This window comes from Nonomuraea sp. NPDC050786, from assembly GCF_040654115.1.
Taxonomy (GTDB): domain Bacteria; phylum Actinomycetota; class Actinomycetes; order Streptosporangiales; family Streptosporangiaceae; genus Nonomuraea.
On the sequence record NZ_JBFAHJ010000005.1, the window covers coordinates 207938 to 232547 of the forward strand.

Below are 24610 nucleotides of genomic sequence, written 5' to 3' on the forward strand. Positions count from 1 at the left end.
CGGTTGTAAAACTGGGATCGTGAAGCCCTGGCCCGCTCGCGTCGAGGCTTTGCACGCTTGCCGTCATAGTGGTCGTATTGGTCGCGACCTGCCCGTGACCTGCGTTTGTTTCCATGTGCAAGGTGAGACGGGTACGCGACGCCTCCCTCGGGACCCAGCTGTTCGTGCTCCAGATGGTGATCGTGATCCTCGCCGTCGGGGGCACGGCGGGAGTGTGGGCCGAGCACACGCGCGACCAGCTCGACTCGCTGCACCAGCAGCGCGCGCTGGCCATCGCGCAGTCCGTGGCGGGGCTCCCCGCGGTGCGGGAGGCGTTCAGACTCAGGAACCCGGAGACGGTGCTGCAGCCGCTGGCCATGAGCGTGCAGCACGAGACCGGCGCCGACTACGTCGTGATCGCCAACGACCAGCAGAAGCGCTACGCGCACCCCAACGCCTCACTGATCGGCAAACAGCTCTCCACCGACGGCACCAACGTCCTCACGACGGGCAGGAGCTGGGTCGGCACCGAGACCGGCACGATCGGCACCACGGTCAGGGGCAAGGCTCCGATCCGCGACGAATACGGCGACGTGATCGGCCTCGTCTCGGTCGGCGTGCTGGAGACCACGGTCGTCGGCCAGCTCGGCGCTGCCCTCCCGCCGCTCATCTGGACGGCGCTGGCCGTGCTGCTCGCCGGGGTGACGCTGGCCGCGGTGATCACCGCGCGGGTGCGCAGGCAGACGTTCGGGCTGGAGCCGCGCGAGATCGCCGCACTGCTGGAGCAGCGCGAGGGCGTGCTGCACGGCGTCAAGGAGGGCGTGCTCGCGCTCGACCTCAACGGGCGCGTCACGCTGGTCAACGACGCCGCCCGCGAGCTGCTCGGCGACGTCGGCGAGGACCTGACCCAGATGCCCGTCTCCGAGCGCATGCGCGACGTGCTCGGCGGCGCCGACCCGGGCGAGGACCGCGTCGTGCTGCACGGCGAGCGCGTGCTGGTGCTCAACCGCACCCCGGTCTGGGTACGCGGCCGGCAGCGCGGCTGGGTGGTCACCTTGCGCGACCGCACCGAGCTGACCCGCCTGGCCCGCGAGCTCCACGACACCAGCAGCGCGACGGAGGCGCTGCGGGCCCAGGCGCACGAGTTCGCCAACCGCATGCACACCGTCGTCGGGCTGCTGGAGCTGGGCGAGCACGAGGCGGCCATCGGCTTCATCACCCGGACCACCCGCGGCACGTACATCACCGACCTGCGCGAGCGCGTCCAGGAGCCCACCCTGGCCGCCCTGCTGCTGGCCAAGTCCGCCGAGGCGGCCGAGCGCGGCGCCCGGCTCGTGCTGTCGGACGACTCCTGCGTGCCCGAGGGCACGCTGGGCGACCCGCAGGACGCGGTCCTCGTGGTCGGCAACCTGGTCGCGAACGCCATCGACGCCCTCGACGGCGCGGAGGGCACGATCGAGGTGTCGGTGCAGGCCGACGCCGACGGGCTGCGCGTGCGGGTGGGCGACTCCGGGCCCGGCATCGCGCCCGACCTGGTGGAAGAGGTGTTCAGGGAGGGGTTCACCACCAAGGCCGCCCGCGCGGGCCAGCGCGGGCTCGGGCTGGCGCTGACCCGGCAGGCGTGCCTGCGCAGGGGAGGCTGGGTACGCGTACGCAACTCCGGCGGCGCGGTCTTCACCGCCCTGCTCCCGGCGAAGGCCCCGTCATGATCCGGGTGCTGGTCGTGGACGACGACTTCATGGTGGCCCGCATCCACAGCGGATACGTCTCCCGCATGCCGGGCTTCCAGGTCGTCGCCGTCGCGCACAACGGGGCCGACGCGCTGGCCGCGGTGGCCGAGCAGCGGCCCGATCTCGTGCTGCTCGACATCTACCTGCCCGACATGTCGGGGCTGGAGGTGCTCAAGCAGCTCCACGACGTGGACGTCCTCATGATCAGTGCCGCCCGCGACGTGTCCACCGTCAGGGAGGCCATGCGCGGTGGCGCCGTCAACTACCTCATCAAGCCGTTCACCGCCGCCGCCCTGACCGAGCGCCTCCAGCAGTACGCCGACACCCGCAGGCGCCTGACCGCCATCGGGCCCGAGGCCCGCCAGGACGACGTGGACCGGCTCTTCGGCAGCCCCAAAACCACCGCACCCATGCCGAAAGGGTTGTCCGCGGCTACGTGCGCGCTGGTCGCCGATACCCTGCGGGAAGCGGGCCGCGACCTGTCGGCGACCGAGACGGCCCAGCTCACGGGCCTGTCGCGGGTGAGCGTCCGCCGCTATCTCGAATATCTGTGCGCGGCCGGTCAGGCCGAGCTCCGGCCGCGGTACGGCACGGCCGGCCGACCGGAACATCGCTACCGGTGGCTAGGTTGACACACTTCCGTAGCCATTTCCCGTGACATATGCGGATCCTCGTGCCTTACTGTTGCCTGAGACTTGGCCGCGGACCCGGGAGGAGATTGAGGCGTGCGTAACGCCGGACCGATCGAATCACCGACCGACCCGTTCGCCTCGGTGCCGTTACCGACGTCGGGTGTCTCCAAGAAGCCGCGGATCGAAGGCCTTCCCCCGGGCGTCTCCCGGGACATCTTCGGCCCGCCGGACAGACAGGAGCCCCGGCCGGCCCCAGGCCCCGGGCAGGGCCCGAGCGCCCCGGGCGGTCCCTCGGGCGGCACGCTGCCCCCTGTGGCGCCGCCGGCGCAGCCCTGGCCGATGACCGACAAGCAGCCGCCGGGCTCGTCCTCCCCCGTGTTCGGCACGGCCGGGCCCGCGGAGCGCCCGCCCGCGTACGAGCCCGAGCCGCCCAGGAAGCGCCGCCTGCTGCCGGGCCTGCTGGCGTTCGTCGTGGTCCTGGCGGGACTGGCGTACGTCGTGCCCGCCGTGCTCATGTCGGGCTCCGTGCTGCGCGGCACCCACGTCGCGGGCGTCGACATCGGCGGGCTGACCGTCACCCAGGCGGCCGACAAGCTCCGCACCCAGCTGGCCACCAGGCTGAGCGAGCCGGTCGTGGTCGACATCGGCGGCAAGAAGGAGACCATCCAGCCCGACGAGGCCGGGCTCGAGCTCGACGTGGTGAGCACGATCGGGCAGGCGCCCAGCGGCTTCCCCAGCCCGCAGGAGGTGTGGCGGGGGCTGACCGGCAGGACCGAGCTCCAGCCGAAGGTGAACCTCGACTCCTCCCAGCTCGCCAGGACCGTCGAGGGCCTGGCGGAGGGCGTCGACAAGAAGCCACGCGAGGGCCGGGTGTTCTTCGCCGGGCTGCAGCCGAAGGCCCGCCAACCTGAGGACGGCGTGCTGCTCGACCGGGAGGACGCCGTACGCAGGATCGGTGACGCCTTCCTGCGCGGGGGCGGCAACGTCGCGCTGACGCTGCGCCCCGCCAAGCCCGTCACCACTCCGCAGGCCGTCGAGGCCGCCCTGGCCAAGGCGAAGCAGGCCGTCTCCGCGCCCCTCACGCTGACCCTGGACGGCAAGCAGGCGCAGATCTCCCCGGTCATGATCGCCGCCAACCTGACCTACGCCTCCGACGGCTCCGGCGGGCTCGCGCCCTCGTTCGACGCCAAAGCGGTGCTGGCCACCGTGGAGAGCAGCCTCGTGGACGCCGCCCAGCAGCCGCGCGACGCCACGTACCAGATCGTCGACGGCAAGCCGGTGCTGGTGCCCGCGCGCACGGGCCGGGGCGTCAACGACAAGCTGCTGGCCAGGGATGCCGAGCGGGTGTTCGACCAGGGCGGTAGCCGTACCGTCGCCGTCCGGCTGGGCGCCGTCGCCCCCGCTGTCACGACCTCCCAGGTACGCGGCCTCGGCATCAAGGAGGTCGTGGGCTCGTTCAACACGACGTTCGACTGCTGCCAGCCGCGGGTGAAGAACATCCAGCGGATGGCGCAGGAGCTCGACGGGCGCCTCGTCAAGCCGGGGGAGACGTTCTCGATCAACGAGGCCGTGGGGGAGCGCACCGTCGAGGACGGGTACGTCGAGGCGGGGCAGATCGTCGGCGGCCGGATGGTGAACATCGTGGGCGGCGGCGTGTCGCAGTTCGCCACGGCCATGTACAACGCGGCGTTCTTCGGCGGGTTCGATCTCGTCGAGCACAAGCCGATGGACTACTTCTCGTCCCGCTACCCGGCCGGCCGGGACGTCACGCTGCTGTATCCGGACACGGACCTGAAGTGGCGCAACGACTCCGAGTACGGGGTGCTGATCAAGACGGCCTTCACGGAGACGTCGGTGACGGTCACGTTGTGGAGCACCAAGCGGTACGACGAGGTGGAGGCGGTGGAGTCCGACAAGCGGGACTTCGTGCCGTTCCGGAGCGAGACCAGCTCGGAGCCCGGCTGCGTGGCCACCACGGGGCAGCAGGGGTTCACGATCGACGTCACGCGCGTGTTCCACCAGGACGGCAAGGTGGTCAAGAAGGACAAGAAGGTGACCACCAAGTACCGTGCCCAGCCTCAGACGACCTGCACGGCGACCAACTGATCCCTTGGGAGGACGCGCGCCCGGTCATGAGGGCGTGATCGACAGGATGCGGTCGTCGCCGGGGCGCGGGGAGCCGCGGCCGTCCTTGTTGCTGGTCCCGACCCACAGCGTGCCGTCAGGGGCGGACGTGACGGCGCGCAGGCGGCCGTAGCGGTCGGTGAAGTGGGCGACGGGCCTGCCCGCCGACCCGTCCGGCTTCAGCGGCACCTGCCACAGGCGCTGGCCCCGCAGCGCCGCCACCCACAGCGAGCCCTTCGCGTACGCCATGCCCGAGGGGGACGCCTCGCCGGTGGACCACGTGACGATGGGGTTGACGAAGCGGGGATCGTCGCCCTGCCCCTCGACCTCCGGCCACCCGTAGTTGCCGCCCGCCTTGATGAGGTTGACCTCGTCGTAGGTGCTCTGGCCGAACTCGGTGGCGTACAGCCGACCGGACGGGTCCCAGGCCAGCCCCTGGACGTTGCGGTGCCCGTAGCTGTAGACGAGCGTGCCGAACGGGTTCCCGGGGGCCGGGGCGCCGTCCGCGGTCATGCGCAGGATCTTGCCTCCGAGCGAGTCGCGCTGCTGGGCGAGCCGGTCGTTCCCCGTCTCCCCGGTGGAGGCGTACAGGTAGCCGTCGGGCCCGAACGCCAGCCGTCCGCCGTTGTGGATCCCGCCCCTCGGGATGCCGCGCACCAGGACCCGCTCATCGCTGAGGCGGTCGCCCGAGAGCCGGTAGCGCACGATCCGGTTGTCCTGGTCCGCGCTGTAGTAGAGGAAGACCTGATCGCCCTTGACGGCCACCCCCATCAGCCCGCCCTCCCCCTCGGGGCGCACGCCGGGGATCTTCCCCAGCGACGTCACCTTCCCGTCCGGGCGGACCCGCAGCAGGCGTGCCGAGTCCCGCTCGGTGACCAGCGCGTCCCCTCCGGGGAGGAACGCGATCGCCCACGGCACGGCCAGCCCCGTCACCACGTCCTTCGGCTCCCCGCTGCCGCCCGAGGCGGTGGGGGGCACGTCCCCGTCACTGGCCAGGCCGCTGGAACAGGCTGTCAGCACGGCCATGAGCATGATCGTCCAGAGCTTCCTCATGTGGTTCATACTTCCCGGCGAGCCGTAAGGTTCTCGGCATGAAGACCTGGGTTCCGTCCGCTTCTGTGGCTGATGTTCTTTCTGACCTGCCTGGGGTTGAATGTGCTGTTTACGATGGAACGTCCCCGATGCCGGAAGGGATCGAGGAGGTCGAGGTCTGGGTGCCGCCGCTCGTCACCGTGCCCGACGTGCCAGGGACGCTGGCGAGGATGAGCTCGTTGCGGCTGGTGCAGACCGTCAGCGCCGGTGTGGAGGCGTACCTGCCGCACATGCCGGCGGGCGTGGTGCTGTGCAACGCGCGCGGCGTGCACGACGCCGGCACCGCCGAGTGGGCGGTCGGCGCGATGATCGCGGTGCTGCGGGAGTTCCCCGGGTTCGTGGACGCGCAGCGCAGGGGCGAGTGGACCTACCACCACACCGGGGTGCTGGCCGACTCCACCGTGCTCATCGTCGGCCACGGCTCCATCGGCGCCGCGCTCGAGAGGCGGCTCGAGGGGTTCGAGGTGGAGGTCGTACGCGTGGCCAGAAGCGCCCGCGAGGGCGTGCACGCCATGGAGGAGCTGCCCGCGCTGCTGCCGGAGGCGGACGTCGTGGTGCTGCTCGTGCCCGCCACCGCCGACACCGCGGGCATGGTCGACGCGGCGTTCCTGGCCCGGATGAAGGACGGCGCCGTGCTCGTCAACGCCGCCAGGGGCGGGATCGTCGACACGGACGCGCTGATCGCGGAGCTCAAAACCGGTAGGCTACGCGCCGCGCTGGATGTGACCGCGCCCGAGCCGCTGCCGGAGGGCCACCCCCTTTGGAGCGCTCCGGGCGTACTGATCACCCCGCACATCGCCGGCAGCACTCCGGCGTCGGGGCGGCGCACGCTACGGCTCATCCGTGCCCAGCTCCTGCGTCACCTCGCAGGCGAGCCGCTGGTCAACGTCATAACGGACGCGTACTGAGAGGATCCCGGACCGTGGCTGGTCCGTGACCTTCGGTGCGTACCGTGGCACTTGCAGGGAGTTCCTGACTCGCTGTCAAGGAGCTCTTGGCGGTAATTGGTCTGTGTGGTTATCAGATCGGTGACGACATCGGCGTTGTCACCACCCGCGCACCCACGACCGCACACACTGGCGAAGTGATCGGCCGGGCCTCGGCGGTCACCGGTGCAGAGTTCGAGACGGGATGGGCAACGACTGTGATCCGCTGGCGTGATCCACGGGTGCCGCTTACCGCCGCTGCGGCGGCAGGCGCGGTGGCGTTCGCCGCTGCGCTCGGCGTAGGCGGTCAGGCCTTGGTCACCGGCGCGGTCGCCGGCGGGCTGGCCGCGCTGATCGCCGCCGGCTCCCTGCTGCTGGCCTCGGTGAGGTCGGCGGCGGACCGCTCCATGTCGCTCGGCGCGCGCTGGATGGGCGGCGGAGCCGTCATCTGGGCCGCCGGGGTGGCGCTGCGCCCGTTCGCCGAGAGCTTCGTGGTCAGCTTCGCGGACCTGTTCGTGCTGCTCGGCACCGTGGTCACGGCCGGCGGGGCGCTGATCGCCGCCGACCGCAGGTTCCCGGCCAGGATTGTTTTACGGCATGTGACCGACTCCTACCTGTGCGCCGCCTCGATCTTCCTGATCGGCTGGGTCGTGGCACTGCGCCACGTCTACGACGACGCGGCCGATCCGGCGGCGTTCACGCTGGTCATGCTGCCGCCGATGATCGCGCTGCTGGTGACGTGCGCGGTGATCCCGTCGGTGCTGACCAGCCGGGCCTCCTCCTGGCTGCTGGCGCTGGCCGGCGTCGGCGTGCTCGCCACCATGACCGTGGCGGGCCTGGCGGCGGCGGTGGCCAGGCTCGACGGAGGCAACCCGCAGGTCTGGAGCGTCATGCTGGCGCCCGTCGCGTTCCTGCTGCTCGCCGCCGTGCCCTGGGGGCCGCCCGCGCGCGAGCTGGACAGGTCCGCCGTCGGCAACGTGGTCGCGCTCGTGCCGCTGGCGCTGGTCGCCGTGGCCGCCGTCACGTGGCTGGCACACCTGGCCGGCGAGCGCCCCGAACGGCCCGTGACCGGCGTCGTCGTGGTCGCGGTCTCCGTGGTGCTGCTCCTGCTGGTGCGCCTGTTCGTGGTCTCGGTGGCCAACGTGCGCCTGCGCGGCCGGGTCAAGCTGGGCGAGCGGCAGCTCAGGGACCTGGCCGAGAGCACCGGCGACGTGGTGTTCACCTGCGACTACGAGGGCGTGGTGCGCCAGATCGGCCCAGGGGTCGAGGCCACGTACGGCTACCGCCCCGACGACGTGGTCGGCGGGTCGATCTTCGACTACATCCACCCGGAGGACGTCCCCGGCATCCAGGTCGCGCTCCGCGCCATGCACCTCGACGAGGACAACAGCGCGCCGGGCGCCTGCCTGATCGCCTGCCGGGTGCGCGCGGCCGACGGCACCTGGCGGCCCACCGAGTCCGTCGCCACCCGCCACGTCGGCGGCGACGACCTGATGCTGGTGACCACCAGAGACATCAGCGACGAGGAGGCGCTGCGCAACCAGGTCGCCCACCTGACCTTCCATGACGGCGTGACCGGGCTGCCCAACCGCGCCTACTTCGAGGAGCGCACCCGCGAGGTGCTCTCGGGGCGCGCCTCGGGGCACGTCGCGGTGATCTTCCTTGATCTCGACGGGTTCACCTCGGTCAACGACTCGGTGGGCCACGCCAGCGGCGACTACCTCCTCGGCCAGGCGGCGCGCAGGCTGCGCGGCGCCGTACGCAGCGACGACACGCTGGCCCGCTGGGGCGGCGACGAGTTCGCCGTGCTCGTGGAGACGGGCGGCGAGGCGCAGATCGCGGTTGACCTGGCCGAGCGGCTCGTACGCGCGGTCTCGCAGGAGCCCTTCCGCGTCGCCGACCGCGACGTTGCGCTGACCGCCAGCGTGGGCGTGGCCTTCACCGAGGACGGCATGCCCGCCGGCGACCTGATCCGCAACGCGGACGTCGCCATGGCACGCGCCAAGGAGCTGGGCGGGCGGCGGGTCGAGGTGTTCGCCGCGCAGATGCACGCCGACGTGGTGCGCCGGCTGGAGCTGGCGGCCGACCTGCAGCGGGCGCTGATCGAGCAGCAGTTCGCGATCGAGTACCAGCCGGTGGTCGACCTGGCCACGTCGCGGGTCACCGCGGTCGAGGCGCTGGTGCGCTGGTGGCGCGGGTCGGTGTTCGTGCCGCCGGAGCAGTTCCTCGGCCCGGCCGAGGACACCGGGCTGATCGTGCCGCTGGGCGAGTGGATCCTGCGCGAGGCCTGCCGCGAGGTGGCCGCCTGGCGGGCCTCGTCCTGGGACATCGGGCTGTCGCTCAACCTGTCCGCCCGCCAGATCACCGCGCCCCGCTTCGTGGAGACGGTCGAGGAGGCGCTGACGGAGAGCGGGCTGCCCGCCTCCGCGCTCACCCTCGAGGTGATCGAGGAGATGCTGGTCGAGGATGCCGAGGAGACGATCAAGCGGCTCTCCGAGCTGCGCGCCCTCGGGGTGCGGCTGGCCATCGACGACTTCGGTACGGGCTACGCGTCGCTGGCCTTCCTGCGGCAGCTCCCCGTCGACATGATCAAGATAGATCCGTCGTTCGTGTCGGGGCTCGGCACGGACGACACGCTGACCCTGCTCACCCGGACGATCGTCCGGCTCGGCCACGACCTCGGGCTGGTCGTGGTGGCCGAGGGCATCGAACGTCCCGAGCAGCTCGAGCTGCTGAAGCGGATGGGGTGCACCAAGGGGCAGGGGTTCCTGGTGGCACGGCCGATGGCGGCGCGAGGGGTGGACTCCCTGATGCGTACGAGTCTCACTGTTTGAGACAAGTGTCCACGAAGTTGGCACCAACGCGTTCGGAGCGGCTATGGTGTTTGCCATGCTTCGCAGTGAGATTCTCGTAGTACTTCGCCGGCGCGCAGGCCGATAGCGAAGCACGACGACCTGCGCGCCGCCCCAGGCCCACCCCCCGGTGGGCAGGGGCATTTTTTATGTCCTTAAGCGAGTAGCCACGCAAGGAACGAGCCGATGACCGAACGGATGACAGGTGCACAGGCCCTGGTCAGGGCGCTGGAGCACGTTGGAGTCGACACAGTGTTCGGGATCCCGGGCGGTGCCATTCTGCCGGCCTACGATCCTCTCTACGACTCGACCAAGGTCCGGCACGTGCTCGTACGCCACGAGCAGGGTGCGGGTCACGCGGCCGAGGGCTACGCGCAGGCCACCGGCAAGGTCGGGGTGTGCATGGCGACCAGCGGCCCCGGCGCCACGAACCTGGTGACGCCGATCGCCGACGCGTACATGGACTCGGTGCCGATCGTGGCGATCACCGGCCAGGTGGCCAGCGCGGCCATCGGCACGGACGCGTTCCAGGAAGCCGACATCTCCGGCATCACCATGCCGATCACGAAGCACAACTTCCTGGTCACAGACCCCGGGGACATCGCCCGTACGATCATGGAGGCCTTCCACATCGCCTCCACCGGCCGTCCCGGCCCGGTGCTCGTGGACATCTCGAAGGACGCGCTGCAGTCCGAGACCACCTTCAGCTGGCCGCCGACCATGCAGCTCCCGGGCTACCGCCCGGTCACCAGGCCGCACTCCAAGCAGATCCGCGAGGCCGCCAAGCTGATCGCCGAGTCCAGGCGGCCGGTCCTGTACGTCGGCGGCGGCGTCCACAAGGCCGGTGCGTCGCCGGAGCTGCTCCAGCTGGCCGAGCTGACCGACATCCCGGTCGTCACGACCCTGATGGCCAGGGGCACGTTCCCCGACAGCCACCCGCAGCACATGGGCATGCCGGGGATGCACGGCAGCGTCTCGGCCGTGGCCGCGCTCCAGCAGTCCGATCTGATCATCGGCCTGGGAGTGCGCTTCGACGACCGCGTGACCGGCGACCTGTCGTCGTTCGCGCCGCGCGCCAAGGTCGTGCACGCCGACATCGACCCGGCGGAGATCTCCAAGAACCGCCACGCCGACGTGCCGATCGTGGGCGACTGCAAGGAGGTCATCGGCGACCTCGTCGCCGCCATCCAGGCGTCGGGGCAGAAGGGCGACTACAGCGCCTGGTGGACGATCCTCAACGGCTACAAGAAGACGTACCCGCTGGGCTACGAGACGTTCGAGGACGGCTCGCTGGCGCCGCAGTACGTGATGGAGCGGCTGAGCGCCATCGCCGGGCCCGACGCGTACTACGTGGCCGGGGTCGGGCAGCACCAGATGTGGGCCTCGCAGTTCATCGGCTACGAGAAGCCCGGCACGTTCATCAACTCCGGGGGCCTCGGCACGATGGGCTTCGCCGTCCCGGCCGCGATGGGCGCCAAGATGGGCCGCCCCGACGCCACGGTGTGGGCCATCGACGGTGACGGCTGCTTCCAGATGACCAACCAGGAGCTGGCCACCTGCGCCATCGAGGGGGTGCCGGTCAAGATCGCCGTCATCAACAACGGTAATCTCGGCATGGTCCGCCAGTGGCAGACGCTCTTCTACGACCAGCGTTACTCCAACACCAACCTGCAGACGACGCGCCGCATCCCGGACTTCGTCAAGCTGGCCGAGGCCTATGGTTGTGTGGGCCTGCGGTGCGAGCGTCCCGAGGACGTGGACGCCGTGATCAAGAAGGCCATGGAGATCAACGACGTGCCCGTCGTGGTCGACTTCGTCGTCCACCAGGACGCCATGGTCTGGCCCATGGTCGCGGCAGGCACCAGCAACGACGACATCAAGATCGCCCGGGACATGGCGCCGAAGTGGGAGAACGAGGATGAGTAGACACACGCTGTCGGTGCTCGTCGAGAACAAGCCGGGCGTGCTGGCGCGCGTGTCCGCGCTGTTCAGCAGGCGAGGCTTCAACATAGACTCGCTGGCAGTGGGGCCGACCGAGCACGACGACATCTCTCGCATGACCATCGTGGTCAGCGTCGAGGAGCTGCCGCTCGAGCAGGTCACCAAGCAGCTCAACAAACTGGTGAACGTCCTGAAGATCGTCGAGCTCGACACCTCGCAGTCGGTCCAGCGCGAGCTGATGCTGATCAAGGTCAAGGCCGACTCCGACAACCGTTCACACGTGCTGGAGCTCGTCAACCTCTTCCGCGCCCGCTGCGTCGACGTGGCCGCCGACGCCGTGACCATCGAGGTCACCGGCACTCCCGACAAGCTCGAGGCGTTCGTCAAGGTCCTCGAGCCGTTCGGGATCAAAGAACTCGTCCAGTCGGGCATGGTGGCCATCGGCCGCGGCGCCCGTTCCATCACCGACCGGTCCCTCAGGGCACTGGACCGTACCGCCTGAAAGGTTTTGAGCAAGTGACCGAGATTTACTACGACGACCAGGCCGACCTGTCGATCATCCAGGGACGCCACGTGGCCGTGCTGGGGTACGGCAGCCAGGGCCACGCCCACGCGCTCTCCCTACGTGACTCCGGCGTGGACGTCCGCGTCGGTCTGCCGGAGGGCTCCAAGAGCCGCGAGAAGGCGGAGAACGACGGGCTGCGGGTCGTCACCCCGGCGGAGGCCGTCGAAGAGGCCAACCTCACCATGATCCTCGCGCCGGACCACATCCAGCGCGACCTGTACACCCAGCACGTCGCCCCCAACCTGGTCGAGGGCGACGCGCTCTTCTTCGGGCACGGCCTCAACATCCGCTACGGCCTCATCGAGGCCCCGGAGGGTGTGGACGTCTGCATGGTCGCCCCCAAGGGTCCGGGCCACCTCGTCCGCCGCCAGTTCGAGGCCGGGCGCGGCGTGCCCGTTCTCGTGGCCGTCGAGAAGGACGCCTCGGGCAAGGCGCTGGACCTGGCGCTGTCGTACGCGAAGGGCATCGGCGGCACGCGCGCCGGGGCGCTCCGCACGACCTTCAAGGAGGAGACGGAGACGGACCTGTTCGGCGAGCAGGCCGTGCTGTGCGGCGGCGTCTCCGAGCTCATCAAGGCGGGCTTCGACACGCTGATCGAGGCCGGCTACCAGCCCGAGGTCGCGTACTTCGAGTGCCTGCACGAGATGAAGCTGATCGTCGACCTGATGTACGAGGGCGGCATCTCGAAGATGTACTGGTCGGTCTCCGACACCGCGGAGTACGGCGGCTACACCCGCGGCCCGCGCGTCATCACCGAGGAGACGCGGCAGGAGATGCGCCGCATCCTGGGCGAGGTCCAGGACGGCACCTTCGCGCGGCAGCTCGTCGAGGAGTTCGAGAGCGGCCAGAAGGAGTTCAAGCGCTACCGCGAGGAGCTCTCCGAGGACGCGATCGAGAAGACGGGCGCGAAGCTGCGCCCGATGATGAGCTGGCTCAAGGCCTAGCACGTGCGGACGGCGGGGCAGGCGAGCCGGCGCTCGCCTGCCCCGCCTGTGCATGGGTGCCGGCCCTTGTTGGCGAGGTCGCGCTGCAACGGCCGGCGAAGGCGGTCAGCACGCCCCGAGCTCGCAGATCGTCTCCACGAAGGCACGGACCCGGGCGGTGCCGCCGTTGACCGGCCAGATCAGGCCGTACTCGATGGGCGGCGCGTCGTCGATCGGCACGAAGACGATCCAGATCGTCAAGGACCAGTACGAGCAGCTGCGGGCCGACTCCCGGGACAGCGGCCGGGTGATGGCGCTGGCCCTGCACCCGTTCGTGATCGGCCAGGCGTTCCGCGCCAAGTACCTGGACCAGGCGCTGGCCTATCTCGCGGCACAACCCGACGCCTGGCTGACCACCAGCGACGAGATCGCCGAGCACTACCAGACGCTCGGGTAGCGCTAGTCGGGCTGGGCGAACGCCTTGTCCAGCGCCGGCAGCATGTCCCTGGGGTCGTACCCCGCGAACCAGAGCCCGACCACGAACGCCGACATGGCCTCCAGGTAACGCGCCCGGTTCAGGCCGCCGGCGCGTACCGGCTCGAACCCGAGATCGGTGACCAGCCCGGCGACCAGGTCCAGGGCGGCCGCGTCGTCGCCGCAGAGCGGGACGCCGAGTCCATGGTGAGAGGCCCACACCTCGGCGGCGCACACGTTGAACGCCTTGACCACCCGAGCCTGTGGGGCGAGTCGGGCCACCCGTTCGGCCACCGCGTCCTCCGCCAGCAGGAACGAGGCGGGTGCGGTGGTGGACGTGTCGGGCTCGAACGCGTTGGTGCAGTCGAGGACCACCCGGCCGTCCAGCGCGCCGGCCTGCCCCAGCACCTCGGCGATCGCGGTCGTGGGCACAGCCAACAGCACCGCCTCGCCGTGCGCCGCCGCCGCCCGCAGGTCGCCGTGCCGTACCCCGATGTCCCCGGCCAGCTTGACGGCCTTCTCGGGCGACCGCGCGCCGATCATCACCTCGTGTCCGGCTCTGGCCCAGCCCGCCCCCAGCACCCCAGCCATCTGCCCGGCCCCGAGTATGCCGATACGCATACCTTTTCCCCTTTCCGAAGGCTCCCGCGCAGCACAGTAGGCGGATCGATAGGCACTTCCGGGTGCCTATCGGCTGGGGAAGACTGGCGGGCATGGAGCGCGACGCCCTCTTTGAGCCGTACGGCGACTTCATCGCCGACTGCCCGGCCCGGCTGGCCGTGGATCTGTTCGCCCACGCCTGGCTCCCCGTGGTGGTGTTCGCGTTGAAGGACGGCCCGATGCGGCCAGGGGCGCTGCGGCAGGAGATCGGCGGCGTCAGCCAGAAGGTGCTGACGCAGACGCTGCGCCGGATGGAGCACTGGGGCCTGGTCCGGCGACACTGCTACGCCGAGGCCCCGCCCAGGGTGGAGTACGAGCTGACGGCGGCGGGCCAGGACCTGCTCGTCCCGATCCGCGCGCTCGGCGCGTGGGCCCACCAGCACGCCGACATGGTGCTGGCGGCATCTTCCGACCAGGCGTCGGCTCGGGATCGGGCGGGCCGGCAGGCTGCGGCAGGTCACCCGTTCTCATGAAGGACACCAGGAGCCGAATTGTCGGTGGCGGCTGGGAGGATCGGCGCCATGACCCAGCTCACCTCCGCGATCACCGACTACTGGGACGCCGCCGCGCCGACGTTCGACGAAGAACCGGACCACGGCCTGCGGGCCGAGCGCACGCGCGCCGCGTGGGACCGCCGCCTGCGGGCCTGGGCGCCGCCCGCTCCGGCCGACGTTCTCGACGTCGGCTGCGGCACCGGCTCGCTGTCCCTGCTGCTGGCCGCGGCCGGACACCGGGTGACCGGCGTGGACCTCGCCCCGCAGATGATCGACCACGCCCGCGCCAAGCTGTCGGCCGCCGGGCTCGAGGGCCGGTTCCTGGTCGGCGACGCCGCCGCGCCGCCCACCGGTGACGAACGGTTCGACGTGGTGCTCTGCCGGCATCTGGTGTGGACCCTGCCCGACCCGCGGGCGGCGCTGGGCGAGTGGGTCTCCCGGCTGCGTCCGGACGGCGGCCGGCTGGTGCTGGTCGAAGGGCGCTGGGGCGAGGCGGGGCTGCCCTATGTGCCGGGAGCCGGTTCGCTGCCGTGGCACGGCGGCGTCAGAGCCGACGACCTGGCCGCCGCCGTGCGCCCGCTCGTCGCCGGCCTGCGCGTCGAGCCGCTCAGCGACGACGCCGACCTGTGGGGCGGCCCCGTGGACGACGAACGCTACGCGATCATCGCCCAGGTCTAGCGCTTTCCGGCGCAGGAGGCCGACCGTCGGCGGACAAGGCCATCAACGGAAAGGCGCTCCTCCACCGGCGGCTCGATCGCTGAACAAGCGGGGGAGAGCGTGCAGGGCGGGCTGAGAGGATCACGATCCATGGCCTCCCCGTGCGTCTTCTGCAGGATCGTCCACGGCACCGAGCCCTCGCAGACCGTCTACGAGGACGAGCACGTCCCAGGTGGGCGGCGGAAATCCGCGGCGAAGCCGCCGGCTGAGTGAGCCCGCCGAGCAAAGCATCGGAAAACATACCCAACGCTATATCGTTCGATATAGCATCCGACTCATGATGAACGCGCGCCGCGCCCCCGGGCCGGGCCCGACGGGGCGCTTCTTCGGGCCGGGCGAGCTCCGCCTGGCCGTCCTCGCTCTCGTCGCCGAGCAGCCCGGCCACGGCTACCAGGTCATGAGCCGCCTCGCCGACCGCTTCAACGGCACCTACGAGCCGAGCGCCGGCTCCATCTACCCCACCCTGCAACTGCTCGAGGACGAGGGTCTCGTACGCGTCGAGCCCGACGACGGCCGCAAGGTCTACCACGTCACCGACGCGGGCAGGCGCGCGGCCGAAGCGCAGGCCGAGGAGGTCGAGCGGCTCTGGAGCCGGGCGGCCGGCCGGGCCGAGTGGGGGATGTTCGGCGAGCCGGAGGCCGCCGAGATCATCGGTCCGGCGCTGCGCCTGGTCAAGGCCGCCGTGAAGACGCTCGCGCACGCCCACGGCGATCCCAGGGTGGTCGAGGAGATCCAGGAGATCTTCGTCGATGCCCGGCGCAGGATCGAGCGGCTGGACCCCAGGAAGCGCTGGCAGGAGGGGCGGTGAGGCAGACCGTGGCCCGCAGGCTGCTCGACCGGATGTTCGTCGCGGGGGAGGTGCTCGATGCCGAGCAGGTGACCTCCCGCATGCGGCGGGTCAGGATCGGGGGAGAGGCGCTCGCCGGGCTGGACTGGACCCCCGGCCAGCACGTACGGCTCCTGATCGGCGACCAGAACGGCGGCGGCGGCCTGCTGGGCGGGGTCCTGCGCACCTACTCGATCTGGCAGCACGACCCCAGCTGGGAGGCGATCGACCTCATCGGGTACGACCACGGCGGCGACTCGCCGGGCGCCTCCTGGATCAGGAACGCCGGACCCGGCATGGAGATCGCCTTCACCAGGCCGGACGGGGGTTTCGTGGTCAAGGAGCAGGCGCCGTACCACGTGTTCGCGGGCGAGGAGACGGCCTCGGTGGCGTTCGGCGCGATGCTGCGGGCGCTGCCGGCCGGTGCGCGGGTGTTGGGCGCGGTGGAGGCCGACGGTCCGGACGACCACCTCGACCTGCCCAGGGAGCTGGTGCGGGTGTGCCGGGACGGCGCCTCCGCGGCCGGCTCCAAGGTCCTGGTGGACGCGGTGCGGGCCCTGGACCTGCCGGACGAGCCGGGCGTCGCCTACCTCGCCGGCGAGGCGCGCACGATCCAGGCCGTACGCGCCCACCTGGTCCGCGAGCGCGGCTGGCAGCGCAGGGACGTGCGTACGAAGCCCTTCTGGACCCCGGGCCGGAAGGGCCTCGACTGACCTGGGGCGTCGTCGACAGCGCGATAATAATACCGGTATAGTTATCGATCCAACGAGCCGAGGAGGCGCTGTGATCGAGCTGAAGTCAGCCGGTGAGATAGCCGCGATGCGTGAGGCGGGCAGGGTCGTCGCCGGGATCCATGCCGCGGTGCGGGAGCGGGCCGCGATCGGGGTGTCGTTGAAGGAGCTCGACGAGGTGGCCAGGACGGTGATCGAGGACGCCGGCGCGAAGGCGTCGTTCCTGGGGTACCACCCGTCGTTCGGTGCGATGCCGTACCCGGGGGTGATCTGCACCTCGGTGAACGGGACCATGCTGCACGGCCTGCCGACCCCGTACCGGCTGCGCGACGGCGACCTGATCAGCGTCGACTGCGGCGCGATCGTCGACGGCTGGCATGCCGACGGCACGGTCAGTTTCGCCGTCGGGCACGCGCGCGAGGAGGACCTCAAGCTGATCAGGGTGGCGGAGGAGACGCTGGCGGCGGGCATCCAGGCGGCCGTGCCCGGCGGCCGGATGGGCGACATCGGCCACGCCATGTCCACGGTCGGCCGCGGCGCGGGGTACGGCATGCAGAACGACTTCGGCGGCCACGGCATCGGGCGGGCCATGCACGAGTCCCCGTTCGTGCCCAACGAGGCCACCGCCGGACGCGGGCTGCGGCTGCGGCCGGGGCTGGTGATCGCGATCGAGCCGAGCCTGATGGCCGGGGGCGGCGACGACTACTACATGGCCGACGACGGCTGGTCGGTGTGCTCGGGCGACGGCAGCAGGAGCGTGCACGTCGAGCACACCGTCGCGATCACCGCCGACGGCCCGGTCATCCTGACGTTGCCGTAGGCGCATTGAATCACTTAGAGCCTCTTGGTGATCGTTAGTGGGTGCTGGCTGAGTTCCTTCGGCTGTGCTATGGAGGGCCTGCAGGAGTCCGGGTTGGCGTATCGCTCATATGTTCTACCTGGCGCTCCATGGAATGGTAATCTATCGGTCACTCACTGTGAAGGTCAGGAGGGAGCGGGTGGTGGAGAGGCGCCGGTTTGTCCGCGATCGGGTTCGGTCTGGCATGTCGCCAGCGCCTTTCTGGGCCGGGCGGATGGCGTTCACCTGGGGCTTGGCGTGGGAAAAGTCGGAGGTGCCACAGCGAGCGGCGGAGGCTCGGCACCATGCCCTGAAGGGATGCGGTCAGGGTCGTCAGGGCGGGGGCGGCCGGTGAGGCGGAGGATTCCGTTGGCCGCGGGCGAGAGTGCCCGGACGGCGTGCGCTCGCGTCTTGTTGCGCGGCGGGGTGGAAGAGAAGACCGGCGAGTTGGTGTCGCCAGGTGTGCTGGCAATGCGGGTGGGCTGGTGTGCCGAGTTGGTGTCCGGCATGACGGCGGCGCTGCTGGATGAACATTGGAACAGCGCCGATGTCGCATTGCTGGCGGGTGGGGTGGATGCGGGCGGGCGGCGGCTGCCGTCGAACGCCTGGATGGCGCTGCGCAGGCTGGGCTGGACCAGCAGCGCGCCGCGAGGCATCAGGGTCAACGACCGGATCGTGCGGATGGCCCAGGAGCAGGCCGGGCGGCTGCTGCGCGGAGCGTTCTGGCGGGCGGGGGTGACCGCTGGTGTGCTGGCCACCTGGCCCGCCGATGCGTTCAAGCGCACAGTTGAGGAATGGGATGCCGTGCGCGCCGCAGTCCCCGACGGTCGGCACCTATCCTCTGGCGTCATCAAGGCCCGCACCCGGCAGATCGCCACCTATCTACGAGCCAACGGCCAGCTTCCGGCCGATGTGTTCGAACTGGAGGACGCGCCCCGGGCAGCGCGGATGCTGCTGCTGCCCGCCTGCGACCGCCAGCAGGCCACCATCGAGCGCAGCCAGAGTGACCCACGGCGGGCTGTGCTGCGGCTGCGGCTGCCCACCCGGCCCAACCCGCGCTCGTACGCGCACTGGACGTGGGTAGCCTGCCCCATCACCCTGCCGCCCACGGTCCCCGCTACGGCGTTCCTGCATCTGCCCACCCTCCGCCTTGCGGGCGGCCGAGTGCAGGCCGATATGGCCTACTCCCACGCCGTTCCCACGACCAGCCATACCGGTCACACGGTCGCGCTCGGCGTTGACTGGGGCCTGAACACACTGCTCAGTGCGGGCGTGACCCGGCTGCACCCCGACGGGCGGATCAGCGCGTTGGGCTCGGGTGCCCAGTTCCGCGCCGCCGGGGTCCTGGCCAAACAGCACCGACTGCGCCGCCTGTCCGAGCACCTGCACACCAAGGCCGACCACTACCAGCGACTCATCGCCGCAAACGCCGAGCACGGGCTGATCGGCAAGCACACCGTGCTGCGTGGCGAGATCCGGCACGTGTCCAAGCGTCGGTCCAATCTCAACGATGCCCTGGCCTGGGCCGCCGCCCGCTGGGCCGTCGACCAGGCCATCGCCGCCCAGGCCAGCGTTATCTACCTGGAAGATCTGCGCTCGCTGGAAGCCACAGGGATGGGCCGCACTCTCAACACCCGCCTCTCGCAGCAGGTGCGCGGCCGGATCGCCGACCACATACGGTATACGGCCGCCGAGGTCGGCATCGCCGTCGTGACCGTGCCCGCCCGCAACACCTCCCGGCACTGCCCACACTGCCTCACCCCGCTGCGACACCGCAAAGCCCCCGACCAGCCGACCATCGCGGGCTGGAAGTGGGCCATCTGCCCCAACCCCGAATGCGCCTGGCAAGGAGATCGCGACCAGGGCGCCTGGCGCCGCATCGCCGCACGCGGCCTCGCCCACCAAGCCAAAACCGTGACAGACCGCGCGAGCGGCCAGATGGCCATCCCTACAGTGGTGGACAAGCTGGAAGCCACAGCGGTCATCACCCCACCCACCACACAGTCTCGCCGGGCAGATCGGTCCAAGACCGGCCCCACCCGGCGCCGCACCACACGCCCCGCGCCCAGGCGACGCAGGGCACCCTCCCCAGCATGGCCCACCCGCCCTGCTGGCCAGCGTCCGGAGGGACCCGCACCAACGGACCGGCACCGGCTGCCCCGCGCAGTCCACCGGCACCAGGACGGACAGGCGATCAGCACACCCACCAGGGATCGGCCGCACGGCGCGGCACTGGGCGCAGGATTCCATCTCCACGCCCACGCCACCCCACCCAGATGGGTAACAATCCCAGCCACTACGCTTGACAGAGGATCGTAAAGCTGATCAGAGACGCTCCCTCATCCCGAACAGGAACCTGGTCACCCTGGTACGCCGCACCAGCAGGTCGTAGACGCCCACGGTCAGCACGAGCGAGACCACCACGATGACCAGGTATTCGACCAGGATCGGCGCCTTCCACCCCACCACGAGGTAGGCCACCGCCACGACGATCGGCTGGTGCAGCACGTACAGGGGGAGCACGGCGGAGGACAGGTAGGCGTACAGCCGGCGCGGCGGCTTCCCGGCGCCGGTGGCGGGCGCGCGCGGCCGGTCGAGGGCTCCGAGGATCGCGACCAGCCAGCACCACCCGGCCAGGCCGTACAGGGCGCGGGCCCCGATCGCGAGCGGGGTCATGTCCGTGAACGCGTCCGCGCCGGGCGCGTCGCCCGCGATGACGAAGCCGGGCACCCCGACCGCCACCAGCGCGACGCCCGCGACCGCGGCGGGCACCCAGTCACGCCGCATCGCCGCGCGGAATCGGGGATCGGTCACGAAGAAGTACCCGTACAGGAAGAACAGGAGGAACGCCCACCGGCTCCAGCCGCTGAACGACTCCTCCAGCCCCACGAAGGCGCAGACCAGCGCGATCGGCACCCCGAGCACCAGCAGCCCACCGCGCGGCCGCGAGAGCGCGGCGGGCCACTCAAGGGTGGGCGGCGTCCAGCGCGCGACCGCCGCGAGCAGCAGCGAGAACGTCAGCAGCAGCACCACGAACCACAGGTGGCCGGTCTCGAAGTACGGCCCGCGCAGGATGAAGGGGAAGTCGCTCAGATCGAGCCGCACGGTGTAGAACTTCGGCAGGAACGCCAGGTAGGACTCGTGGTAGGCGGGATCGGCCCGCAGCCGCAGCCACTGGGGCAGCGGCATGATCGTCGCCGTGGCGAAGATCAGCGGCACCCCCAGCCGCAGTAATCGCTCCACGGCGAACCCGCCGGGGCCGCGGCGGCGCATCGAGTGCCACGACCCCAGCCCGGCGATGAGGAAGAGCAGCGGCATGGCCCAGATCACGCAGAGTGCCGCGATGAAGAACGTGATCTGCGTCGTCTCGGCGTTCTTGACGTAGTAGTCGTCTCTCGAGTCGAACACCAGTGACGCGTGGAAGAACACCAGCCCGACCACCACGAGCGCGCGCATGGCGTCGAGCTCCGGTCGGCGTGCTGCGTGGTTTCCCGGGGCCGCCTGCTGCGACGGCCCGGTATGTGCGGTCATGATCGGCCTCCCTGACACGCACCAGTGTGAGGCCCAGGACGGGCCCGCGCCATGGTGCGGATCAGGTTCAGCCATCGCAGGCGGGGTTGAGCCGTCGCAGGCGGGGCCCAGCCGTCGTAGGCGAGGTTCAGCCGTCGTAGGCGAAAGAAGCGTCGAAGGAGTTGCGGGCGATCCGGTCGAGCTGCTCGTCCGTCATCCCCAGCTCCCGCTGGAGCGCCACGTAGTTGTCCTCCACGTAGCCGCCGAAGTAGGCGGGATCATCCGAATTGACCGTCACGATGAGGCCCTCGTCCAGCATCGCGGGCAGGATGTGGTCGCGCAGGGACGGCACGGCGCGCAGGCGCACGTTCGACAGCGGGCACACGGTCAGCGGGATCCGCTCCTCCCGCAGCCTGGCCACGAGCTGCGGATCCTCCATCGCCCTGATCCCGTGGTCCACCCGCTCCACGCGCAGCACGTCCAGCGCCTCCCACACGTAGTCGGGGCCGCCCTCCTCGCCCGCGTGCGCCACCTTGCGCAGCCCCTCGCCGGCCGCGATGTCGAACACCCGCCTGAACAGCGACGGCGGATAGCCGACCTCCGCCGAGTCCAGCCCCACCCCGATGAACGAGTCCCGGTACGGCAGGGCGGCCCGCAGCACCTGCTCGGCCTCGTCCGCGCCCCGGTCGCGCAGGAAGCACAGGATCAGGGCCGCCGACACGTCACTGTCCTTGAGTGCCGCCGACAGCCCGCCGAACACCACTTCCAGTGGAACGCCCCTGCTCAGGTGGGCCTGCGGGTCGAAGAAGATCTCCGCGTGCCGCACCCCCTGCTCGCCGGCCCGCCGCAGGTAGGCGGCGGCGAGGTCGTAGAAGTCCTCCTCGGTGCGCAGGACCGCCATGTGCTCGTAGTAGAGGTCCAGGAACGACTGCAGATCGGTGAAGGAGTAGCGGGCGCGGATGGCGTCCACGTCGAAGGTCGGCAGGTCGATCCGGTTACGCCTGGCCAGCTCGACGACGAGCTCGGGCTCGAGGGTGCCTTCGATGTGCAGATGGAGCTCTGCTTTGGGACGCATGACAACGAGTAAACCCGACCCGGCATGGTGGGAGTATCGTGTGAACCTCTGAAGTGTTGGCCTTTGAGCTGGCATAACATCAGATTTCATGAGGCTGGCGGACCTGCTCGCGCGTGAAGACCTGCGGCTGACGCTGGTGACGGGTCACGAGGCGCTCGAGCGCGAGATCCGGCGCGCGTACCCCACGGATCTGCCCGACCCCCGGCGCTACCTGGAGGCCGGAGACCTCGTGCTGACCAGCGGCGTCTGGTACGGCGCGCCGTCCGACTGCGAGCGCTTCGCCGACGCGCTGTGGGCCAGCGACGCCGCCGGGCTGGTCGTGGGGCTGATCGTGCTCGGCGAGCTGCCCGAGGAGCTGGTCAAGGCGTGTGAACGGCGCCGGCTACCGCTGCTCCTGGCCGCTCCCGACCAGTCGTTCGGGGCGATCACCGAGGCCGTGACCGTCGACGGCTTCGCGGCCGAGCAGCGCAGGGCCGAGCGGGTCAGGGCGCAGACGCTGCTCGACGTGCTGGGCCAGATCCCGCCAGGGGAGGTCTCCGCGCATCTTCGGCTGCTCGGCGCCGACCCCGGCCTGCCGACCGCCGCCATGGCGGTCACCCTCACCGGGCAGGCCGACTACGACCTGCCCGAGGTGCTGCACGAGGGGCTGGTCAGGAAGGGGCGGCACCTGATCGTCGGTGGCACGCCACGCGAGGCGATCGTGCTGGTCAACGGCAGGGCCTCGCGCAAGAGCCTCGCGGACGAGCTGCGCGGCCTGGCCGCCGAGCGGCCGGGGATGAGCATCGCGGCCGGGATCAGCGAGATGGCGGCCAGCGTGTCGCAGCTCGGCGAGGCGCTGGAGACGGCCAGGCGGGGCATGGAGTCCGCGCGGGGCGGGCCGGGGCCCGTGTCGATCATGTCGGTGGCCGACATCGACAGCTTCGACCTGCTGCTGGCCGCGCTGCCCGCGAGCGTGCGCCGCTCCTTCCGCGACCACCTGCTGGGGCCGGTCGAGGAGTACGACGCGCGGCACGGCTCCGAGCTGCTGCGCACGCTCGACATCTTCCTGGAGACGTGCGGATCGTGGCAGCGCACCGCCGACGAGCTGTACGTGCACGTCAACACGTTGCGCTACCGCATGCAGCGGATCGAGGAGCTGACCGGGCGGCGGATGTCGTCGATGCGCGACCGTACCGATCTCTATCTGGCCTTGAGATCAGGGCAGTAGGCGAAGGTCAGGGCAGGCGGCCCGCGACGACGTGGCCCCGGGAGACCACGGCCACGATGTTCTCGACGGCCAGGTCCTCGATGCGCTCCCAGGGGCGGCCGCGCAGCACGACGAGGTCGGCGCCCAGCCCCTGAGCGATCCTGCCCACCGGCATGCCGATCGAGTCGGCCGCGTCGGAGGTGGCCGCGCGCAGCGCCGATCCCGCGTCCATGCCGAGGATCCGGGTCATGTGGACGACCTCGGCGAACTGGTCGCCGAACTGCACGTGGTGGCCGTTCGCGTCGGTGCCGAGGACGAACCGCACGCCCAGCGCGGCGGCCTGGGCCAGCAGCACGTCCCGGGTGGCGACCAGCTCGGCGGCCTTGGCCCTGGCCTCCGGTGTGACCGGGACGCGGCCCTGCGCGATGGCCTCGTTGATCAGCAGCGTCGGCGCGACGGGCGTGCCCCGGGCGGCCAGCGTCTCGGCCAGGTCCTTGCTCATGAGCGTGCCGTGCTCGATCGAGTCGACGCCCTCCTCGACGGCCACCCGGATGCCGTCCTCGGAGTGGGCATGGGAGGCCACCAGCATGCCGAGCGCGTGCGCCTCGTCCACGACCGCCCTGATCTCGTCGCGGGTGTAGTTGCGCCAGGCGTTCCTGTCGCCGATCGACAGCACGCCGCCGCTGGTGGTGAGCTTGATGCCGTCCATGCCGGCGCGGGCCCAGGTGCGTACGAGCTTGCGGCACTCGTCGGGGCCGTCGGCCGTGGGCTTCCTCGCGGGCACCGCGGGCGGCACGAACAGGTCGTTGTGCCCGGCCGTCATCCCCACCACGCCGTGCACCTGGACGCGCGGCCCCGGCAGCACCCCGGCGTCGAACACGCGGCGCAGCGCGACCTGGGCCTCGTCGCCCGCCAGGTCGCGCAGCGTCGTCACGCCGTGCCGCATCGCCCGCTGGGCGTGGGCGACGCCGTGCAGCACCTGCTCGTCCCGGGTGGTGACCAGCGGCCAGGTCGCGAAGTCCGGCGGGTCGCCAGGGCCCGCGTACCCCACCAGGTGGACGTGCGTGTCCACCAGGCCGGGCAGCACGCACAGGTCGTCGTGGCGGGGCTCGGCATCCGGCTGCACGCTGATGATGCGGTCGGGCTCCCAGCTCAGATCGACCGGGCCCCGGTATTCGGTACCGTCCCAAAGAGGGATTCCGTCGAGTCTCATTTCACGCTCGACGCTACCGGAGCCTCCGGTCGGCTGGAGGGATCTACGGTCCTCGCGCGGCACTCTCGTAGGGACCTACAGGGGTCGCCAGCGGTTTTCCCGCGTTCTCCCTCCGCCGCCCC

General features: G+C 70.9%; 21 protein-coding genes and 1 pseudogene. 17 read left to right on the forward strand and 5 right to left on the reverse strand.

What is annotated here, in order from left to right; genetic code table 11:
- The first annotated feature begins 113 nt into the window (after positions 1 to 113).
- The 3 genes from AB0H84_RS12995 to AB0H84_RS13005 all read left to right on the forward strand — a co-directional run bounded on the left by AB0H84_RS12995 (position 114) and on the right by AB0H84_RS13005 (position 4447).
- Positions 114 to 1688 (forward strand): sensor histidine kinase, encoded by a 1575-nt coding sequence (locus AB0H84_RS12995; protein WP_357602569.1) that lies wholly within the window; start codon positions 114 to 116, stop codon positions 1686 to 1688.
- Positions 1685 to 2341, forward strand: a complete 657-nt coding sequence (locus AB0H84_RS13000) for a response regulator (RefSeq protein ID WP_357602572.1) — start codon at positions 1685 to 1687, stop codon at positions 2339 to 2341. The genes AB0H84_RS12995 and AB0H84_RS13000 overlap by 4 nt, the downstream gene beginning before the upstream one ends.
- A 93-nt stretch (positions 2342 to 2434) precedes the next feature.
- Positions 2435 to 4447 carry a VanW family protein gene (locus AB0H84_RS13005; protein WP_357602575.1) on the forward strand — a complete coding sequence of 671 codons (2013 nt, stop codon included), beginning with the start codon at positions 2435 to 2437 and terminating at the stop codon, positions 4445 to 4447.
- A gap of 24 nt (positions 4448 to 4471) precedes the next feature.
- Here the strand turns inward: AB0H84_RS13005 and AB0H84_RS13010 are convergent, their stop codons facing one another.
- Entirely contained in the window at positions 4472 to 5518 is a 1047-nt protein-coding gene (locus tag AB0H84_RS13010) for a PQQ-dependent sugar dehydrogenase (RefSeq protein WP_357602578.1), read from the reverse strand.
- Between the two features lie 128 nt (positions 5519 to 5646).
- Between AB0H84_RS13010 and AB0H84_RS13015 the strand changes: the two genes are divergently transcribed.
- The 6 genes from AB0H84_RS13015 to AB0H84_RS13040 all read left to right on the forward strand — a co-directional run bounded on the left by AB0H84_RS13015 (position 5647) and on the right by AB0H84_RS13040 (position 13221).
- Positions 5647 to 6465, forward strand: a complete 819-nt coding sequence (locus AB0H84_RS13015; protein WP_357602581.1) for a 2-hydroxyacid dehydrogenase — start codon at positions 5647 to 5649, stop codon at positions 6463 to 6465.
- A 260-nt stretch (positions 6466 to 6725) separates the two neighbouring features.
- Positions 6726 to 9317, forward strand: a complete 2592-nt coding sequence (locus AB0H84_RS13020; protein WP_357602584.1) for an EAL domain-containing protein — start codon at positions 6726 to 6728, stop codon at positions 9315 to 9317.
- A gap of 204 nt (positions 9318 to 9521) precedes the next feature.
- Positions 9522 to 11261 carry an acetolactate synthase large subunit gene (locus AB0H84_RS13025; RefSeq protein ID WP_357602587.1) on the forward strand — a complete coding sequence of 580 codons (1740 nt, stop codon included), beginning with the start codon at positions 9522 to 9524 and terminating at the stop codon, positions 11259 to 11261.
- Positions 11254 to 11778, forward strand: a complete 525-nt coding sequence (ilvN, locus tag AB0H84_RS13030; RefSeq protein ID WP_357602590.1) for an acetolactate synthase small subunit — start codon at positions 11254 to 11256, stop codon at positions 11776 to 11778. The genes AB0H84_RS13025 and ilvN overlap by 8 nt, the downstream gene beginning before the upstream one ends.
- 23 nt (positions 11779 to 11801) lie before the next feature.
- On the forward strand, positions 11802 to 12785 hold the full coding sequence (ilvC, locus tag AB0H84_RS13035; protein ID WP_344993008.1) for a ketol-acid reductoisomerase: 984 nt from the start codon (positions 11802 to 11804) through the stop codon (positions 12783 to 12785).
- 157 nt (positions 12786 to 12942) lie between these two features.
- Positions 12943 to 13221 (forward strand): hypothetical protein, encoded by a 279-nt coding sequence (locus tag AB0H84_RS13040; protein WP_357602593.1) that lies wholly within the window; start codon positions 12943 to 12945, stop codon positions 13219 to 13221.
- Positions 13222 to 13223: 2 nt separating this feature from the next.
- Here the strand turns inward: AB0H84_RS13040 and AB0H84_RS13045 are convergent.
- A pseudogene (locus AB0H84_RS13045) lies at positions 13224 to 13871 on the reverse strand (NAD(P)-binding domain-containing protein); the annotation flags it as partial.
- A gap of 80 nt (positions 13872 to 13951) precedes the next feature.
- Here AB0H84_RS13045 and AB0H84_RS13050 point away from each other — a divergent pair.
- The 7 genes from AB0H84_RS13050 (at position 13952) to AB0H84_RS13080 (ending at position 19823) form a co-directional block, all read left to right on the forward strand.
- Positions 13952 to 14371 (forward strand): helix-turn-helix domain-containing protein, encoded by a 420-nt coding sequence (locus AB0H84_RS13050; RefSeq protein WP_357602596.1) that lies wholly within the window; start codon positions 13952 to 13954, stop codon positions 14369 to 14371.
- A gap of 48 nt (positions 14372 to 14419) precedes the next feature.
- Positions 14420 to 15070, forward strand: a complete 651-nt coding sequence (locus AB0H84_RS13055; protein ID WP_357602599.1) for a class I SAM-dependent methyltransferase — start codon at positions 14420 to 14422, stop codon at positions 15068 to 15070.
- A gap of 129 nt (positions 15071 to 15199) precedes the next feature.
- Positions 15200 to 15322 (forward strand): hypothetical protein, encoded by a 123-nt coding sequence (locus AB0H84_RS13060; RefSeq protein WP_357602602.1) that lies wholly within the window; start codon positions 15200 to 15202, stop codon positions 15320 to 15322.
- Positions 15323 to 15386: 64 nt separating this feature from the next.
- Entirely contained in the window at positions 15387 to 15917 is a 531-nt protein-coding gene (locus AB0H84_RS13065) for a PadR family transcriptional regulator (RefSeq protein WP_357602605.1), read from the forward strand.
- The gene (locus tag AB0H84_RS13070; protein WP_357602607.1) at positions 15914 to 16648 is read left to right on the forward strand and encodes a siderophore-interacting protein; all 735 of its coding nucleotides are present in this window, start codon (positions 15914 to 15916) and stop codon (positions 16646 to 16648) included. Before AB0H84_RS13065 ends, AB0H84_RS13070 begins: the two co-directional genes overlap by 4 nt.
- A 70-nt stretch (positions 16649 to 16718) precedes the next feature.
- The gene (map, locus tag AB0H84_RS13075; protein WP_357602610.1) at positions 16719 to 17486 is read left to right on the forward strand and encodes a type I methionyl aminopeptidase; all 768 of its coding nucleotides are present in this window, start codon (positions 16719 to 16721) and stop codon (positions 17484 to 17486) included.
- Positions 17487 to 17930: 444 nt separating this feature from the next.
- Positions 17931 to 19823 carry a zinc ribbon domain-containing protein gene (locus AB0H84_RS13080; RefSeq protein WP_357602613.1) on the forward strand — a complete coding sequence of 631 codons (1893 nt, stop codon included), beginning with the start codon at positions 17931 to 17933 and terminating at the stop codon, positions 19821 to 19823.
- A 6-nt stretch (positions 19824 to 19829) separates the two neighbouring features.
- On the opposite strand, the gene AB0H84_RS13085 is transcribed toward AB0H84_RS13080, so the two are convergent.
- Both AB0H84_RS13085 and AB0H84_RS13090 read right to left on the reverse strand, forming a co-directional pair.
- On the reverse strand, positions 19830 to 21035 hold the full coding sequence (locus AB0H84_RS13085) for an acyltransferase (RefSeq protein WP_357602616.1): 1206 nt from the start codon (positions 21033 to 21035) through the stop codon (positions 19830 to 19832).
- 127 nt (positions 21036 to 21162) lie between these two features.
- Positions 21163 to 22089, reverse strand: coding sequence for an adenosine deaminase (locus tag AB0H84_RS13090; RefSeq protein ID WP_357602619.1), 927 nt, complete (start codon positions 22087 to 22089; stop codon positions 21163 to 21165).
- An 88-nt stretch (positions 22090 to 22177) separates the two neighbouring features.
- On the opposite strand from AB0H84_RS13090, the gene AB0H84_RS13095 reads away from it, so the two are divergent.
- Positions 22178 to 23296, forward strand: a complete 1119-nt coding sequence (locus AB0H84_RS13095) for a helix-turn-helix domain-containing protein (RefSeq protein WP_357602622.1) — start codon at positions 22178 to 22180, stop codon at positions 23294 to 23296.
- A 7-nt stretch (positions 23297 to 23303) separates the two neighbouring features.
- On the opposite strand, the gene AB0H84_RS13100 is transcribed toward AB0H84_RS13095, so the two are convergent.
- Positions 23304 to 24488 (reverse strand): amidohydrolase family protein, encoded by a 1185-nt coding sequence (locus AB0H84_RS13100; protein ID WP_357602625.1) that lies wholly within the window; start codon positions 24486 to 24488, stop codon positions 23304 to 23306.
- Between the last annotated feature and the right edge of the window lie 122 nt (positions 24489 to 24610).

Bases quoted from the DNA above. Each gene is read 5' to 3' on its own strand.
- AB0H84_RS12995 (WP_357602569.1), top strand. From the start codon at position 114: ATGTGCAAGGTGAGACGGGTACGCGACGCCTCCCTCGGGACCCAGCTG.
- AB0H84_RS13000 (WP_357602572.1), top strand. From the start codon at position 1,685: ATGATCCGGGTGCTGGTCGTGGACGACGACTTCATGGTGGCCCGCATC.
- AB0H84_RS13010 (WP_357602578.1), bottom strand. From the start codon at position 5,518: ATGAGGAAGCTCTGGACGATCATGCTCATGGCCGTGCTGACAGCCTGT.
- AB0H84_RS13015 (WP_357602581.1), top strand. From the start codon at position 5,647: ATGCCGGAAGGGATCGAGGAGGTCGAGGTCTGGGTGCCGCCGCTCGTC.
- AB0H84_RS13025 (WP_357602587.1), top strand. From the start codon at position 9,522: ATGACCGAACGGATGACAGGTGCACAGGCCCTGGTCAGGGCGCTGGAG.
- ilvN (WP_357602590.1), top strand. From the start codon at position 11,254: ATGAGTAGACACACGCTGTCGGTGCTCGTCGAGAACAAGCCGGGCGTG.
- AB0H84_RS13050 (WP_357602596.1), top strand. From the start codon at position 13,952: ATGGAGCGCGACGCCCTCTTTGAGCCGTACGGCGACTTCATCGCCGAC.
- AB0H84_RS13055 (WP_357602599.1), top strand. From the start codon at position 14,420: ATGACCCAGCTCACCTCCGCGATCACCGACTACTGGGACGCCGCCGCG.
- AB0H84_RS13060 (WP_357602602.1), top strand. From the start codon at position 15,200: ATGGCCTCCCCGTGCGTCTTCTGCAGGATCGTCCACGGCACCGAGCCC.
- AB0H84_RS13065 (WP_357602605.1), top strand. From the start codon at position 15,387: ATGATGAACGCGCGCCGCGCCCCCGGGCCGGGCCCGACGGGGCGCTTC.
- AB0H84_RS13085 (WP_357602616.1), bottom strand. From the start codon at position 21,035: ATGACCGCACATACCGGGCCGTCGCAGCAGGCGGCCCCGGGAAACCAC.
- AB0H84_RS13090 (WP_357602619.1), bottom strand. From the start codon at position 22,089: ATGCGTCCCAAAGCAGAGCTCCATCTGCACATCGAAGGCACCCTCGAG.
- AB0H84_RS13095 (WP_357602622.1), top strand. From the start codon at position 22,178: ATGAGGCTGGCGGACCTGCTCGCGCGTGAAGACCTGCGGCTGACGCTG.
- AB0H84_RS13100 (WP_357602625.1), bottom strand. From the start codon at position 24,488: ATGAGACTCGACGGAATCCCTCTTTGGGACGGTACCGAATACCGGGGC.